We start from the raw sequence: 15,262 nt of genomic DNA, 5'->3' as shown, positions 1-15,262 counted from the left end.
GCGTATATCAGGGGCGGACCCGGCGCCGAGCGTTCTGGAACTGAGCGTCCCGGAAAGCGGGCGCGCTGGAAGCGGGGCGCGTCAGGCGGAGCTGGAGACCAGGAACGTGCAGTCGCCGAACGCGATCTCGTCCCCCGGACGCACCTGCGCGGGGCCCACGAGCCGCCAGCCGTTCAGCCGGGTGCCGTTGAGTGAGCCCAGGTCGACCAGGAGCCAGGCGTCGTCCTCGGCGCGGCGCAGCTCCGCGTGCATGCGCGAGACCGTCACGTCGGACAGCACCAGATCGCAGGCCGAGCCCCGGCCGACGAGGTAACGGACCCGGCTGTCGGCGGGGAGGGCGAGCCGGGGCAGCCGGGGGCGGCGCCAGGCGGACTCGATCCTGGTGGTGAGGTCCGACACCGAGGAGACCGCCTCGGTGATGCGCCGGCGCCAGCGGCCCCGCTGGGGCAGGTCGGAGACGAGATCGTCCAGCTCGCCCCTGTTGCGCGCCCGCAGCGCCATGTCGACGCGCCCGACGAAGGTCTCCATGGAGAGCCGCCCCTCGGCGGCGCGGTCGCGGAGCTCGCTGAGTGCACGCTCGCGGTCCCCATCGGACGCGCGAACCGGAGGGTGGGACGAGCTCATGTCAGGAGTATCCGCTGGGGGGACATGGGGTGTCCAGCAGACCCTCACATTCCTGGCCTTTTGGATTAGCTTGCCGTTCGATCATGGGAAGGTGGCGGGTGGGGTCGGTCAGCTCCGGGCGAAGTCCTGCGTCCAGTACGGCCCGCCCGCCGCCGCCTGGCCCACGCCGATGTGGGTGTAGGCGCAGTTCAGCATGTTCGTCCGATGCCCCGGGCTGTCCATCCAGCCCTTCACCACCGCGGCGGCGGTCGAGTAGCCCTTGGCGATGTTCTCCGCCGCCGCGGTGAAGGCGAAGCCGGACGCCTTGATGCGCCGGCCGAAGTCGCGGCCGTCCTGCGAGGTGTGGCTGAAGTAGCTCTTCGCCGACATGTCCGCCGAGTGCGCGTAGGCCGCGCCGCGCAGCCGGGCGTCGTGCGTGAGCGGGCCGCAGCCGGCCTTGGCCCGCTCCGCGTTGGTCAGCCGTACGACCTCGTTCTCGAGCGCGGTCCCCACGGTGGAGCCGCCGGAGCCCTTGGCGCCGTCGGGATCGGGCGCGCCGCAGGTCAGGCGGGCCATCCGGGACTTGGCGAGGTGGCCCCGGCCGTCCGTGACGACCGTGACGTACGTGCCGGGGGCGCAGGCGAGGCCGATCGTGAGCCGGCCGTTGCGGACGGATGTGGAGCCGCTCTTCACCGTCCGGTCCGGGCCCGGCAGCACCTTGACGATCCGGACGCGGACCCGGGTCCGCTCGGCGCAGCCGGTGCGCGTCGCCGCCGCCCGGATCTGCCCGTTCGGGGTGAGTCGCGGCGTGTCGGCGGCGACGCGGCAGTCGGCGCGCGTGGCCGTCGCGCCGGCGGGGGCGGCGGTCAGCCCGACCGCCGCCACGCTTCCGAGGCCCACGATGGCCAGGGCGGTCTTTCGCACGGTTCCTCCAGTGTTGGGGGTTACGACCTGGATGGAAGCAGCATTATGGACGCCCTTGAGGGTGCGATGACCGATAAACGATGGTCTTCGTAATTTCTGGCGTAGCGCGTAACTAGTCGCTTTGGTCCGGATTTCCGCTGGTCACTGGCGTGTGGACCGATCCCGCTTCCCGGTGAAAGTCGGGTTGTCAAACGCATACTGAGTATGCATACTCAGTATGCATGACGATCCGGCACGGCCTCCTGGCGCTGCTCACCCAGGGGCCTCGGTACGGGTACCAGCTCCGCGCGGAGTTCGAGGCGTCCACAGGGGCGACCTGGCCGCTCAACATCGGCCAGGTCTATACGACGCTGTCGCGGATGGAACGGGACGGGCTGGTCGCCCCGGGCGAACAGGACGAGCAGGGCCGCGTGGTCTACAGCATCACCGACAAGGGCCGGGCGGACCTGGAACGGTGGTTCGCCACGCCCGTCCGCCAGGCCGACCGGCCGCGCGACGAACTGGTCATCAAGCTGGCCATGGCGATGACCGCTCCCGGGGTCGACGTCGCGCGGGTCGTGCAGGCCCAGCGCTCCGCGACCATGCGAACCCTGCAGGAGCTCACCCGGGCCAAGCGCGGCGCGGGCGTCGCCCAGCGGCTCGTCCTCGACTCGATGATCTTCCAGGCGGAGGCCGAGCAGCGCTGGCTCGCGCACTGCGAGGCCGTCCTCGCCGCATCCCCCAAGGAGGGCGCATGACTTCACGTGATCCAGACCCCGACGCTTCCGCCGACGTCGTCGCGCGGCTCGTCGAGGTCACCCGGCAGCACGGCGACGGAGCGGGGGCCGTACGCGCGCTGAAGGGGGTGAGCCTCGACGTGGCGGCGGGAGAGCTGGTCGCGGTGATGGGCCCCTCCGGGTCGGGCAAGTCCACCCTGCTCAACCTCGCCGGCGGCCTCGACCGGACCACGTCCGGGGAGGTCGAGGTCGAGGGCGTCGCGCTGTCCGGGCTGTCCGCCGCCGACCTCGCCGCGCTGCGCCGGCGGCGGGTCGGATACGTGTTCCAGGACCTCAACCTCATCCCGTCGCTGACCGCCGCCGAGAACGTCATGCTCCCGCGCGAGTTGGACGGCGTCCGTACGGCGCGGGCGCGTCAGGAGGCGCTCGCCGCGCTGGAGGAGCTCGGCGCGGCCGACCTGGCCGACCGCTTCCCCGAGGAGATGTCGGGCGGCCAGCGGCAGCGGGTGGCGATCGCCCGGGCGCTGGTGGGCGAGCGGCGGCTGCTCCTCGCCGACGAGCCGACCGGCGCGGTGGACACCCTCGTGGGTGACGAGATCCTGGGGATTCTCCGGGGCCGGGCGGACGCCGGAGCCGCCGTCCTCGTCGTCACCCACGAGCCCAGGTACGCCGCCTGGGCCGACCGGGTGGTGTTCCTGAAGGACGGGGAGATCGCGGACGCGGCCGAGGCGGGGCTGGTGAGCGCCCGATGAGCCGTCTGTCCGACGTGCCCCGAGAGCGTCGCCCCCGTCCCGGTCACGGGTGGGGAGGCGGCATGAGCGCCGTCCGCGCCGCCCTGCGGATCTCCCGCCGCGACATGTGGCGGGCCAAGGGTCGCAGCCTCCTCATCCTGGTCATGATCGGGCTGCCCGTGCTCGCCATCACCGCCGCCGCCGTATACACGTTGACCAGCGAGCTTGATCCGCGCGAGCGGCTCCGCTGGGAGCTGGGCTCCGCCGCCGCGCTGGTGACCGACACCAAGCTGGTCGGCCCCATCAGGCAGAACGCCGAGCGACCGGGACTGTTCAGGGAGCTCCCTGGCACGCCCCGGCCTCCCATGGCGAAAGCCGAGATCGAGGCGGCGATCGGTCCCGGCGCCCGCGTGATCCGGTCCTTCGAGGGATACGGGGAGTATCAGGAGCGTGACGGCTACCGGGACGCCGTGATCTGGGAGGCGGACGCCCGCGATCCCGTCACCACGAGCAGGTTCCACCTGCTGGACGGCCGGTTCCCGCAGGCGGAGGACGAGGTCGCGGTGAGCGACGTCGTCGGCGTGCCCGTGGGGAACGTCCTGCGTGTGACCAGGGACGGCATCGCCAAACGGGTGGTCGGTGTCGTGCGGGCGTCCCCGCCCAAGGTCAGTCACAACGTCCGGCAGATCATCACCCTGCCCGGCGCGCTGCTGGACGGCGTTTCCCACCAGAGCCGCTGGTTGATCGAAACGCGGCAGCCGGTGACGTGGGATCGGGTGCGGCAGGCGAACGACAAGGGGCTCACCGTGCTGTCGCGGGCCGTGCTCGACGATCCTCCGGCGAGCGCGGACGGGCAGGGCGATCTTGGGGGCTCCCTGAGCTGGAATGAGACGCTGGTCGCCGCGGTTCTCGTGACCCAGGTCGTCCTCCTCGCCGGGCCGGCCTTCGCGGTCGGGCTGCGCCGGCGGCGCAGGGAGCTGGCACTGATCGCCGCCCAGGGCGGCTCGGCCCGCCACCTGAAGCTCATCGTGATCTCCGACGGCCTGGTCCTCGGCGCGGGCGCCTCCGTGCTCGGGGCGGTCCTGGGGGTGGGCGTCGCCCGTGTCATCGTCTCCGCGGCCGGCCAGTGGCCCGATGGGGAGCTTGGGCCGTTCGACGTTCCGGTCGGGCTGGTCGCCGTCATCGTCGCGCTCGGCACGCTGAGCGGGCTGACCGCCGCGATCGTGCCCGCCGTACAGGCGGCGCGCTGGGACGTGGCCGCGGCCCTCGCCGGGCGGCGGGACACCCGGCGCGATCGTGCCGGGCGACCGCTGCTGGGGACGCTCGTCGCCGTGCTGGGCGTCGCGGTCCTCGCGTACGCCGCGTTGAGCGGGCGGCTGGACGCCTTCATCGCCGGGGCGCTGCTCGGTCAGCTCGGCCTGGTGATGATCATGCCGTGGCTGATCAGGCGGATCGGTCCGCTCGCCGGGCGGCTGCCGCTGCCGCTCCGGCTGGCCGTACGCGACGGTGTCCGCAACCGCGGACGCACCGCCCCGGCCGTCGTGGCGGTCATGGCGGCGGCGGCCACGTTCGGCATGATCGTGGTCTCGTGGGACAGCAGCGCTGCCCGGAACGAGCAGCGCTATCGGGGCCCGTACACGCAGGGGACGACCGCGATCTACGGGGCCGAGGTCACCGAGGAGTCCTGGCGGACGATCCGGGGCATCACGGCGAAGACGTTGCCCGGCGTGCCGCTGATCGAGGCCTTCACCCCCGTCGACGCGAAGGGGGAGCCGCTCCGTCCTGATCTGCTGGAGCGGGGATGCGACGGATGCAGGGTGTACAACGCGTGGGACGGACTGCCCCTGGGCGGACCGGATCTGCTCCGCTACGTGCTGGGCCGTACGGACCCGGCGGCGGAGGCGGCGCTGGCCGCGGGCCGGGCCGTCGTCTTCAACCAGGCGGGCGTGCGGAACGGCGAGGTCGCGCTCACCCTGCCGCCGCAGCGCGGGACCACGGACGCGGAGCCGGCCCGGGTGTCCCTGCCCGCGACGTTCGTGCGGGTCGACGGCCCCGCGACGGCCGCCGGAGTGGCTCCGGTGTCCGCGTTCACCTCACGCGGGTACGCGGTGCGGCTCACCCACCTCCTCGTCGATCCCCAGGTCAGGCGGCTGATGCCGGCCGAGGTGCGGCGGCTGGACGGGCCGGTGCGGGCGGTGACGGCGAAGGTCGCGGTCGCGGCCGAGCGCGCCCCGGATATCCAGGAACAGCATGGGCCTCACCCGTTCATCATCGCGGCCGCGCTGATCGCGCTCGCCGCGACGTTCAGCGCGACGGCTCTCGCGGCGGCCGACTCCCGCGGAGACATGGAGACGCTCACCGCCCTGGGAGCACGGCCGCGCACCCGCCGGGCGGTGGTCGCGGGACAGGCGGCCTTCATCGCCGGTCTCGGCGTGCCTATCGGGCTGCTGGCGGGGTTGGGGCTCGCCGCCGTCGAGTCCGCGCAGCTGGCGTTCAATGTCCTCGGGATGCCTCCTGACGTGGCGCCCAACGGGTATCGCTTCCCGGATCCGGGACTCGTGCTGGCCGTGCCGTGGGCGCAGTTCGTCGCCGTGGCGGTGGGCCTGCCCCTGCTGGCCGCCCTGGTGGCCGGGCTGTTCGCCCGTACGCGGGTAAGGGTTTCGCGGCGGGTGGCATAAGACCCGGTTTCGCAGGACTGGTCGCCGCTTCGCGGGGAACCTGGGGGTCATGACGCGACTCCTGGGGGCGACGTGGGCGGGTGGACCGGAGTGGTGGCCCTGGTCATCCTGCTGACCGGGGCCCTCTGCGGCGTCCACGCCGTCGCGGCGGCCACCCGCCTGCCCGGCACGCTGGAGGCGGGGCCGTTCCTCTCCGGCGCCGCCCCGCGCGAGCACGCGGTGTCGCGGTACCACGTCCGGTGGTACCCCGTCACGCTGCTCTTCCTCGCCTTCGACATGGAGATGATCTTCATGTACCCGTGGGCGGTCGTGGTCGCCGAGGTGGGCGCGAGCGCGCTCGCGGAGATGTTCGCGTTCCTGGTCCTGCTCATGGTCGGCGTCGGCTACGCCTGGCGGGAGGGGGCGTTCCGGTGGACGTGAGCGGACGGCTCCTGCGCTACGCGGCGGGCCGTCCGCGTCCGCTTGTGGTCACCGCTCCCCACGCCACCGGCGTACGGCTGCTGGCGGAGGCCGAGATCGGGCGCAGGGGGTGGCGGCCCGCGGAGGCGCCCGCCGGTGCGAGCCTCCTCGTCGTCTGCGGGATACCGGAGGACGCGCTCGCGCGGGCGGTGCGTACGGTCTGGCACCAGATCGCCGCGCCGAAGGCGTTCGTCCCGCTCTCTCCGGACCGCACGGCGGAGGCGGTGGCGGCGGAACTCGACGCGGCGGTGTCCCGGCTGGCCGACGCCCGCGCCCAGCGCGAGGAGGCCGTCCGAGTGCCGTACGGGGAACCGCGTGGTCGCGACGGCGGCGGCCGAGGCGGGGCCGAGCATCATGGTGACGAGGGGCACGGCGGTCACGAGCACGACATGGGCCGTCCCGGCGGCGTGCGGATGGCCGAGCGCGGCCCCGATCGCGACGGGCTCGCGCTCGACCGGCTGCACGTCCCGCTCGGCCCCGTCCTGCCGTACTGGCCGGCCGGGCTCGTCGTGGAGACGACCCTGCAAGGGGACGTGATCCAGGAGGCCGAGGTCCGGATCGCCGGGGGAGCGGCCGGGGCACATGGCGCGCGCGCCGGCGCGACCCGTTTCTGGGACGAGCCGTGGCTGGCGGCCCGCGCCGGATGGCCGGTGACGCGCGGCGCGGCCGCCCGGCGGACGGCGGGCGCGCAGCTGGACAGCCTCGCCCGCCTGCTCGCGACGGCGGGATGGGCGGGAGCGGCGGCCGAGGCCCGGCGGCTGCGCGACCGGGTCCTCGGGGAGGGCCCGCGCGAGGAGGTCGTCCGGCGGTATGACCGGTTCGCCCGCCGGGTGGGGCGCTCCCGCCTGCTGCGGTGGATGCTCCACGACCTCGGGGCGATCGACGCGCCGGGTGGGACGGACGTACCGGGATGGGCGCGGGGGGACGTACTGGACCGGACGCGCCACCGGCTGGCCGGAACGGCCGCGGCGCTCGCCGTTCTGGACGACCGCTCGCCGCTCGACGACGAGGAGGGGCCGCGCGGGCCGGTCGGCGGGCATCCGTCGGAGGCGCTGCTCGCCGTGCTGCCCGGCCTGCTCACGGGGGCCGAGCTGGCCGCCGCCCGGCTGATCGTCGCGAGCCTCGACCCGGACCTCGACCAGGTACGGCCCGGCCGGGTGACGGCCCATGGGTGAGACGGTGGCGGCGGTCGTGCTCCTCGCGGCCCTCGCCGTACTGGCGGCGGGGGCGGCGGCCTTCGACGCGAGCCTCGCCGCGGGGCGGGTGGCGATCGGCGATCCGCTGCGGGAGGCGGCGCGGCTGCTGGTGACACAGCGGCGGCGGACCCTGCTGCCCGACGCGCCGCTGCGCCGGATCGGGGTGTCCGGCCTGCCGCTCGTGGCGGTGCTCGCGGCGGCCGTGCTCCCCATGGGAGAGCACGCGGTGGCCGACCTGCCGGTCGGCGTCGTGTGGTTCAACGGGATGGAGGTCGGCGTCTGGGGCGCTCTGTGGCTGATCGGCTGGAGCGTCAACTCGGTGTATCCGCTGGTCGGCGGCTACCGGTTCCTCGCCCAGGGCCTGGCGTACGAGCTGCCGCACATGTTCGCGCTGATCTCGGCGGCGCTGGGGGCGGGGTCGCTGCGGGTGGCCGACGTGGTCGCGGCGCAGCGCGGGCTGTGGTTCGCGGTGTGGATGCCGGTGGCGTTCGCCGTCTATCTGATCTCGGCGCTGGCGATGGCGTTCTGGGGGCCGATGAACCAGGCGGTGGGGCCGGACGTCGCCGGGGGCGTGCCCGCCGAGCTGTCCGGGCCGGACCGGCTGGTATTCCAGGCGGGGCGGTACACGCTGCTGACGGTGGCGTCCGCCGCCGCGGTCCCGCTCTTCCTGGGCGGCGGCGCGGGCCCGGCGCTGCCGCCGTGGTCGTGGACGCTGGTGAAGACGGTCGCGGTGCTCGCGCTGCTCGTCTGGGCCGGGCACCGGCTGCCGACGATCAGGATGGACCGGTTCATGGCCGCGACCTGGCTGGTGCTCATCCCGGCCGTGCTGCTGCAGATCCTCGTCGTCGGGATCGTGGTCCTGTGACGGCGCAGGTCGTGGCGTTCTGGACGCTCGCGGCGGTCGCCGTGGCGAGCGGCGTCGCGGTGTTCGTCACCGGCTCGATGGCGCGGGCGACGTTCGCGCTGCTGGCCTCGCTGCTCGCGGCGGGCCTGACCTTCCTGCTGATCGACCTGCAGTATCTGAGCTTCCTGATCATCGTGATGATGGTCATGGAGATGCTGATCATGGCCGTCTACATGGTCATGTACATGATGAACCCCGCCGGGCTGATGCCGATGACGATGGTCCACAACCGGCGCGGGGCCGTGCTCATCGCGTCCGCGGTCTTCGTCCTGCTCGCCGTGGGGGTTCTGCTGACGCCGTGGCCCGCCCGGCGCGGGGCGCCTCCGCCGGACCCGACCCGGCAGCTCGGGCTGTCGGTCATGGGACCGCGGATGTTGGTGATGATCGTCATCGGTGTGGCCATCCTCGCCACGATGGTCGCGGCGATCGTGCTGGCCACCGACCGCGGCAGGTATGACCGGTCCGGGGACGAGCATGACCGGTGGGGGAGGGCGACATGAGCCTGCGGGCGTTCCTGCTCCTCGCCGCGGCCCTCTTCTCGACCGGCGTGTACGGCGTGCTGTCCCAGCGGTCGATCGTCATGGTGATGATGGGCCTGGAACTCATGCTCAACGGCCTGATCGTCGCGGGCGGCGCCTTCTGGTACCACGTCGCCCCGGTGAACGCCGACGGCCAGGTCCTCGTGCTGGTCGCGGTGACCGTCATGGCGCTGGAGATGGCCATGGGCTTCGCGGTCACCACGGCGCTCTTCCGCGCGCGCGACCTCGACGAGACCGACGGAGCGGGGGACCTGAAGGGGTGAGCGCGATCCTCGTCCTCCTGCCCGTCCTTCCCGGTGGGTCAGGCGCGTTTCTCGCGGTAGCCGGGCGCCGGACCCGCGGGTTCGCGCCGGGGGCGGCGGTCGCGGTCGCGGCGGTCACGCTCGTCCTCGCGGTGGCCGCCGCGGTGACCCGGCCGGAGGTGTCCGTCCCGCTGTTCGCCGGGTTGCGCTCCGGAGCCGCGATCGACGGCCTGTCCGCCGTGATGGCGGTGACCGTGGCCGCCGTCACGCTGGCCGTCCTGGGCTACGCGGCGGGGGAGATGCGGGACGAGGAGTCGCGCGGCCGGTTCTTCGGGCTGATGCTGCTGTTCGCCGGGTCCATGCTGGTCACGGTGACGGCCGCCGACCTCGCGCTGCTGCTGATGGCGTGGGAGGTCATGGGCGCCATGTCGTACGCGCTGATCGGCTTCTGGTGGCGGGCACCCGAGCGGGTCACGGCGGCGGACGTCGCGTTCGTGACCACGCGGGCGGGCGACCTCGGCCTCTACCTTTCCGCGGGTGTGGCGGTGGCCGCGACCGGCTCCCTCGGCCTGGCCGGGCTCCCGGACGCCGCCCGCCCGTGGCGCGACCTCGCCGCGGCCGGGATCGTGCTCGCCGCCCTCGGCAAGTCGGCCCAGCTCCCGTTCTCCTTCTGGCTTTCGCGGGCGATGGCGGGTCCGAGCGCGGTGTCCGCGCTGCTCCACTCGGCCACCATGGTCGCCGCCGGGGCGTACCTGCTGCTCCGAACCCAGCCGCTGCTCGCCGCCACGGGGTGGGCCGCCGCGCTCGTCTCCTGGACGGGGGCGCTGACGGCGCTGGCGCTCGGCGCGGTCGCGGTGGCGCAACGCGACCTGAAACAGCTCCTCGCGGCCTCGACCTGCGCGCAGATCGGCTTCATGGTGCTCGCCGCCGGGGCCGGGGCGGTGGCGGGCGGGGCCGCGCACCTCGTCGCGCACGCGGCGGTCAAGAGCCTGCTCTTCCTCGGGGCGGGCGCCTGGCTGGCCGCGCTCGGCACCAAGGACATGGGCGAGCTGCACGGAGCGGCGCGGAGGTTCCCCCTGGTCGGGGTCGCGTTCGCGGTCGGCGGCCTCGCGCTGGCGGGGCTGCCGCCGTTCTCGCTCTGGGTGACCAAGGAAGCCGTCCTCGCCGTGGTCGCGGACGAGTCCGCGCCGCTGCACCTCGTGTCGTACGCCGCGGCGCTGCTGGCCACCGCGTACGCGGTGAAGGCCGTCGTGGCCGTCTGGCTGCCGGCCGACGCGGCGACGCGGCACCACACCGAACGGCCGGGCACCGGCCGGGTCGGCCTCCTCGAACGCCTCCCCATGCCCGCGCTCGCCCTGGTGGCCGCCCTGTTCGGCCTGGTCGGGCTCCCCGCGGCGTTCTCCGGCTGGAGCCGCCTGGCCGGCGGTCCCGCCCACCCCGGCCCGGGGCTCGCCGCGCTGCTCCTGTCCGGCGTGCTCGCCGTCGCGGTCGCGCTGGCCGTTCGCGTCGCGATGCCCCTGGTACGGCGCCGTCGCCTGGCCGCGCCCGGCGTCCTCCGCGAGTGGCTGCTCCTGGAACGCGGCGCGCGGGCCGTGGTGTGGCGGCCGCTCGTCGCGCTCGCCCGCGCGCTGGCGCGCTTCGACGACCGGGTGATCGACGGATTCGTCGGAAGCGTCCCCCGCGTCGGCGTCGGCCTGGCCGCGCTGACCCGCAGGCGGCTGGAGAAGCCGGTGGACGGCGCGGTCCGCCTGGTCGCCGCCGGGGCGGCGGGGCTGGGCGCGCTGGCCCGCCGCCCGCAGACCGGGCAGGTACACACCTACTTCGCGCAGGTGGCGGTGGCGCTCCTCGTCCTCGCCGTCGTCGTGGCGCTGGTGGTGTGACGTGCTGTCCGTCGTCGTCTTCCTGCCGCTGGCCGTGGCCGCCGTCGTGCTGGCCGTACCGGCGTTGCGCGGACGGGCGGCGCTGGGGGCGTGGATCGCCGCCGCGTCCGCCGACCTCGTCCTGGTGGCGATCATGTGGATCGGGTACCGGGGCGGCCTCGGGTACGAGACGCGGCTGCGCTGGATCCCGACGCTGAACGCCGGATACCACGTCGGCGTGGACGGCCTGTCGCTGCCGCTCATGGCGCTGACCGCGGTGCTGTACCTGCTGTGCGCGATCTACTCGCTGCGCGAGACCACGCGGGTCCGCGCCTACGCCGCGCTCTTCCTCTTCCTGGAGACGGCCTCGCTCGGCCTGTTCGCCGCGCAGGACCTGCTGCTCTTCTTCGTCTTCTTCGACCTGTCGATCGTCGGCATGTACTTCGTGATCGCGGGATGGGGGCACGGAGAGCGGGCGCGCTCGGCACTGAAGTTCTTCCTCTACACCTTCGTCGGCTCGCTCGCGCTGCTGCTCGGCTTCATCGGGCTGTACCTCGGCGGCGAGCCGCACACTTTCGACCTGGTCGACCTGACCCGGAAGCCGCCCTTCGCCGCCGCTCCGGGCGCCGCCGCGCTCGTGCTGCTCGCGGTCGCCGCCGGGCTGGCCGTGAAGACGCCGACCTTCCCCGTGCACACCTGGCTGCCCCCGGCGCACACCGACGCCCCGGCCGCCGGCTCGGCGATCCTGGCCGGGATCCTGCTCAAGATGGGCACGTACGGCTTCGCCCGCGTCGCCATGCCCGTGCTGCCCGGCGCCTGGCAGCGCTACGCCTGGGTGGTCGTCGCCGTCGGCCTGGTCAGCGTGCTGTACGGAGCGCTGGTCGCCCTCGCGCAGGAGAACCTCAAGCGGCTGATCGCGTACACGTCGGTCAACCACATGGGGTACATCGTGCTCGCCCTGGGCGCCGCGGGCGCGGCCGGGGGAGCGACCGGCGCCAGGGAGCTGGCCGTGACCGGCGCGGTCACCCAGATGGTGAGCCACGGCCTGGTCACCGGGGCGCTCTTCCTACTCTCCGGGGTCTTCTGGGACCGGGCCCGCGCCTACGACCTCGGACGGTACGGAGGCGTCGCGGAACGCGCCCCGGTGTTCGCCCGGCTGACGGCCGTGGCGGCCTTCGCCTCGCTCGGCCTCCCCGGGCTGTCCGGGTTCATCGCGGAGTTCCAGATCTTCGCGGGTGTCATCGGCACCGGCCTGACCGGGGCGGTGGTCGCCGGGGCGCTCGCCGTGCTCGGCATCCTGATCACCGCGGCGCTTTTCCTGCGGCTGCTCCACCGGGTGTTCCTCGGCCGTCCGGGCGAGCTGACCCCACTGGTCTCCGACGTGCGCGGCCACGAACTGGGCGCGATCGCCCCGCTCCTCGTCCTGTCCGTGCTCGTCGGCGTCGTCCCGCGCCCGCTGCTGGCGCTGATCGAACCGGCCTCGGCCGCGATCGTCTCCTTCCTGACGGGACGCTGACCCCGGTGGATGAGAACGCGCTCGGTCTGCTCCCCGAGATCCTGCTGCTCGCGGGTGCGGTGCTGGGCCTCGCCGCCGGCGCCTTCCTCCCGCGCGAGCGCCAGGGGATCGTCGCCTGGATCTGCGGGACGGCGCTGGCGGCGGAACTGGCCGCGACGGTCGCGGCCTCGGGCGGGCCGCCGGGCATGAGCTTCGCCGCGTACGCCGTCGACCCGCCCACCCACGTCGCCCGCGGGGTCGTCGGGGTCGCCACGCTGGCGGTGGTCGTGCTGGCCCGGGGCTGGGCGCGGGGCCATCGCCGGGAGGCGGAGGTCTACGTCCTGCTCCTGCTGGCGGCTCTCGGCACCATCCTCCTCGCCGGATCGGGTGATCTCCTCGTCCTCGTCCCGGCGTACCTGCTGGCGAGCGTTCCCGCGTACGCGCTGGCCGGGTTCGGCAAGGACGCGCGGGGGACCGAGGCAGCGCTCAAGTACTACCTGATGGGCGCGTTCCTCGGCGTCCTGATGCTGGCGGGCGTCACCCTGCTGTACGGCCTGTCGGGGACCACCGCGTACCTGCCGATGGGCGAGCGGCTTCCCGGAGCCCCGGGAGCGGCGGTCGCCTGCGCCGCCGTGCTCCTGCTCGCCGGGATGCTGTTCAAGGCGGGCGGCGTGCCCGCGCACTTCTGGGTGCCCGACGTGACGGAGGGGACGTCCCGGGTGATCGCCACATTCGTCACGACCGTGCCCAAGATCGGGGCCTTCGTGGCGCTCTACCGAGTGGCCGCCGAGATCTTCCCCGGAGTCGCGGACCGCTGGAGCCTGATCGTCGCGATCCTGGCCACGGCCACCATGACGCTCGGCAACCTTGCCGCCTTCCACCAGGACAACGTCCGGCGGCTGCTCGCCTACTCGACCGTCAGCCAGGCCGGATACCTGCTCGTCCCGGTCGCCGTCGCGGCCCACGGCGGCCTCGGCCGTACGGCGGTGCTGTTCTACGTCGCGGCCTACGCCGTCACCAACCTCGGCGCGTTCGCCGTCGTCGTCGCGGCGGGCCGGGACACGCTGGCCGGCTACGCCGGGCTCGCCCGGCGCTCGCCGGGGCTGGCCCTCGCCCTCGTCGTCTGCCTGCTCGGCCTGGTCGGCACCCCGCCGACCGCCGTGTTCGTCGGCAAGGTCCTGGTGCTCGCGGCCGCCTGGGACGGCGGGTACGGCTGGCTCGCCGTCGTGGTCGTGGTCAACACCGCGGCCAGCGTCTTCTACTACCTGCGCTGGATCGTCCCGGTGTACTGGCGGGCCCCGGCCGACGCGGGCGCGGGCGGGGGCGTCGGCCGGGTGGCCACCGGGGTCGCCTGCCTCGCCGCCGTGATCTCGGTCCTTCTCGGCTGCGCGAGCGGCGCCGTCGTCACCCACGGATGACCCGGCGGGAGCGTCAGGAGGGCGAGGGGGCGGTCGCCCGCGCCATGCGCTCGGCGCTCAGGTCGTACTTCAACGTCATGATCACGCCGGCCAGGGCGATCAGCGCCGGGACGACGGTCAGGCCGACGATCACCGCGGTGCGCGCGCTGGCCGGCTGGGTGACCGGGTTCGCCGGATCAGAGGAGATGAAGCCCCCGATCGTGAGCACCGCGCCGTAGACCGTCACGCCGAACGCCTGCACCGCGCTCTCGACCGCCGTCCACAGGCCGGTGAAGACGCCGCCGCGCCGCTTCCCGCTCACCGCGCCGTCGTACGCGATGACGTCGGCGAGCATGGAGAACCCCAGAAGCTGCAACCCCGCGTAGCCGACCCCGACCAGCACCACGCACAGGTGCGCGTACAGCGCGCCGAACAGCGGCGTGGCGACGGTCAGCAGCGCGCCGGCGCTGAACAGCCCGCCGGAGAGGAGCATCGCGCCGCGCTTGTCCAGCCTGCGGGCGAGCCACACCCACAGCGGCATCGTGACCAGCATCGGACCGACCAGCGCGGCGAACAGCGTGCTCGTCGCCCCGGTGTCCTGCAGCGTGTACGCGGCGAAGTAGGGCGCGCCCGCGAGCATCACGCCCGCGGCCAGGGTCTGCGCGCTGCACAGGGCGAGCAACCACAGGAACGGCTTGGACGTGCGGGCGGCGGCGAGCTGGCCGCGCAGCGTGCCCTCGGCCTCCTGCTGACCGGTGAACGGAGCGCGGGCGGTGCCGAAGAACGAGCCGAACATGGACACCAGCAGGACCGCCGCGAAGATCAGTCCCATCTGGCGGTAGCCCTCCACGGACTTCCCGGCGATGGCGGGCGCGAGGATCCCGCTCATGGCGATCGCGATCGCGACGAAGACCATCCGCCACTGCAGCAGCGACGTCCGCTCGTGGTAGTCCGAGGTCATCTCGGCCGGCATGGCCTTGTACGGCACCTCGTACAGCGCGTATCCGGTGGCCGCCACCACGAACACCACCCCGACGAAGAGCGCGGCGGGGACGCCGGTCAGCGGCGGGCCGATGAACATCAGCCCGAAGGACAGCGGCAGGATGATCGACCCGGCGAGCATCCACGGGCGGCGCGGCCCCCACCGCGAGACCGTACGGTCCGACCACTGGCCGACCAGAGTGTTGATGACCAGGTCCCAGGCCTTGGGCAGGAAGACGATGATCCCGGCGAGCAGCGCGGGCACCGCCAGCACGTCGGTCATGTAGATGAGCAGGAGCAGGCCGGGGATCGCGGAGAAGTTGGCGGTGCAGAACGACCCGACGGCGTAGCCGAGCCGAACGCCACGGGAGACGGTCAGGGGGGTGGGCGTCGCCGCCGGGGAGATCATGGCGTCATTCAAGCCGAGCAAACGCCCGGTCGGAAGATGCGCGCGGGAACGAAAAGGCGTCAGTCGGGGCCGGTCCGGGCGAGCGCCCGGACCCGGACACGAGCCCAGGCCGGGCGTACCTGCCCGCGC

At 73.8% G+C, this 15,262-nt stretch carries 14 protein-coding genes; 11 read left to right on the top strand and 3 right to left on the bottom strand.

The window, feature by feature from the left end; all coding sequences use genetic code 11:
• Nucleotides 1–81: 81 nt before the first annotated feature.
• Nucleotides 82–624 (bottom strand): FHA domain-containing protein, encoded by a 543-nt coding sequence (locus tag AWQ71_RS02150; RefSeq protein WP_067125518.1) that lies wholly within the window; start codon nt 622–624, stop codon nt 82–84.
• Nucleotides 625–732: 108 nt separating this feature from the next.
• A complete protein-coding gene (locus AWQ71_RS43575; protein ID WP_067125516.1) occupies nt 733–1,527 on the bottom strand; it encodes a CAP domain-containing protein in 795 nt (264 codons plus the stop codon).
• 221 nt (nt 1,528–1,748) lie between these two features.
• Between AWQ71_RS43575 and AWQ71_RS02140 the strand changes: the two genes are divergently transcribed.
• The 11 genes from AWQ71_RS02140 (at nt 1,749) to AWQ71_RS02090 (ending at nt 13,764) form a co-directional block, all read left to right on the top strand.
• Nucleotides 1,749–2,264 carry a PadR family transcriptional regulator gene (locus tag AWQ71_RS02140; protein WP_067125513.1) on the top strand — a complete coding sequence of 172 codons (516 nt, stop codon included), beginning with the start codon at nt 1,749–1,751 and terminating at the stop codon, nt 2,262–2,264.
• A complete protein-coding gene (locus tag AWQ71_RS02135; RefSeq protein ID WP_067125510.1) occupies nt 2,261–2,995 on the top strand; it encodes an ABC transporter ATP-binding protein in 735 nt (244 codons plus the stop codon). Before AWQ71_RS02140 ends, AWQ71_RS02135 begins: the two co-directional genes overlap by 4 nt.
• Before the next feature lie 62 nt (nt 2,996–3,057).
• Nucleotides 3,058–5,652 carry an ABC transporter permease gene (locus tag AWQ71_RS02130; protein WP_067125506.1) on the top strand — a complete coding sequence of 865 codons (2,595 nt, stop codon included), beginning with the start codon at nt 3,058–3,060 and terminating at the stop codon, nt 5,650–5,652.
• Between the two features lie 72 nt (nt 5,653–5,724).
• Complete coding sequence (locus AWQ71_RS02125) at nt 5,725–6,072, top strand: NADH-quinone oxidoreductase subunit A (protein ID WP_067125504.1); 348 nt, start codon at nt 5,725–5,727, stop codon at nt 6,070–6,072.
• Nucleotides 6,069–7,286, top strand: coding sequence for a hypothetical protein (locus tag AWQ71_RS02120; protein ID WP_157570132.1), 1,218 nt, complete (start codon nt 6,069–6,071; stop codon nt 7,284–7,286). Before AWQ71_RS02125 ends, AWQ71_RS02120 begins: the two co-directional genes overlap by 4 nt.
• A complete protein-coding gene (locus AWQ71_RS02115) occupies nt 7,279–8,172 on the top strand; it encodes a complex I subunit 1 family protein (protein ID WP_067125498.1) in 894 nt (297 codons plus the stop codon). Before AWQ71_RS02120 ends, AWQ71_RS02115 begins: the two co-directional genes overlap by 8 nt.
• Complete coding sequence (locus AWQ71_RS02110) at nt 8,169–8,711, top strand: NADH-quinone oxidoreductase subunit J (RefSeq protein WP_245658064.1); 543 nt, start codon at nt 8,169–8,171, stop codon at nt 8,709–8,711. The genes AWQ71_RS02115 and AWQ71_RS02110 overlap by 4 nt, the downstream gene beginning before the upstream one ends.
• On the top strand, nt 8,708–9,013 hold the full coding sequence (nuoK, locus tag AWQ71_RS02105) for an NADH-quinone oxidoreductase subunit NuoK (RefSeq protein WP_067126138.1): 306 nt from the start codon (nt 8,708–8,710) through the stop codon (nt 9,011–9,013). Before AWQ71_RS02110 ends, nuoK begins: the two co-directional genes overlap by 4 nt.
• Complete coding sequence (locus AWQ71_RS02100) at nt 9,010–10,872, top strand: NADH-quinone oxidoreductase subunit 5 family protein (protein WP_157570131.1); 1,863 nt, start codon at nt 9,010–9,012, stop codon at nt 10,870–10,872. The genes nuoK and AWQ71_RS02100 overlap by 4 nt, the downstream gene beginning before the upstream one ends.
• 1 nt (nt 10,873) lies before the next feature.
• Complete coding sequence (locus tag AWQ71_RS02095; protein ID WP_067125494.1) at nt 10,874–12,367, top strand: complex I subunit 4 family protein; 1,494 nt, start codon at nt 10,874–10,876, stop codon at nt 12,365–12,367.
• A 5-nt stretch (nt 12,368–12,372) separates the two neighbouring features.
• On the top strand, nt 12,373–13,764 hold the full coding sequence (locus AWQ71_RS02090) for an NADH-quinone oxidoreductase subunit N (RefSeq protein ID WP_067125491.1): 1,392 nt from the start codon (nt 12,373–12,375) through the stop codon (nt 13,762–13,764).
• Between the two features lie 13 nt (nt 13,765–13,777).
• On the opposite strand, the gene AWQ71_RS02085 is transcribed toward AWQ71_RS02090, so the two are convergent.
• Nucleotides 13,778–15,133 (bottom strand): MFS transporter, encoded by a 1,356-nt coding sequence (locus AWQ71_RS02085; protein ID WP_067125488.1) that lies wholly within the window; start codon nt 15,131–15,133, stop codon nt 13,778–13,780.
• Nucleotides 15,134–15,262: the final 129 nt, after the last annotated feature.

It is taken from the genome of Microtetraspora malaysiensis, assembly GCF_001528665.1.
Lineage (GTDB): Bacteria > Actinomycetota > Actinomycetes > Streptosporangiales > Streptosporangiaceae > Microtetraspora_A > Microtetraspora_A malaysiensis.
Note: the sequence above shows the minus strand (reverse complement) of the source record. Positions and strands in the feature narration are given on the sequence as shown.

Excerpts from the sequence above, each read along its gene's own strand:
- AWQ71_RS02150 (WP_067125518.1), bottom strand. The coding sequence starts at position 624 with ATGAGCTCGTCCCACCCTCCGGTTCGCGCGTCCGATGGGGACCGCGAG.
- AWQ71_RS02140 (WP_067125513.1), top strand. The coding sequence starts at position 1,749 with ATGACGATCCGGCACGGCCTCCTGGCGCTGCTCACCCAGGGGCCTCGG.
- AWQ71_RS02135 (WP_067125510.1), top strand. The coding sequence starts at position 2,261 with ATGACTTCACGTGATCCAGACCCCGACGCTTCCGCCGACGTCGTCGCG.
- AWQ71_RS02130 (WP_067125506.1), top strand. The coding sequence starts at position 3,058 with ATGAGCGCCGTCCGCGCCGCCCTGCGGATCTCCCGCCGCGACATGTGG.
- AWQ71_RS02115 (WP_067125498.1), top strand. The coding sequence starts at position 7,279 with ATGGGTGAGACGGTGGCGGCGGTCGTGCTCCTCGCGGCCCTCGCCGTA.
- nuoK (WP_067126138.1), top strand. The coding sequence starts at position 8,708 with ATGAGCCTGCGGGCGTTCCTGCTCCTCGCCGCGGCCCTCTTCTCGACC.
- AWQ71_RS02085 (WP_067125488.1), bottom strand. The coding sequence starts at position 15,133 with ATGATCTCCCCGGCGGCGACGCCCACCCCCCTGACCGTCTCCCGTGGC.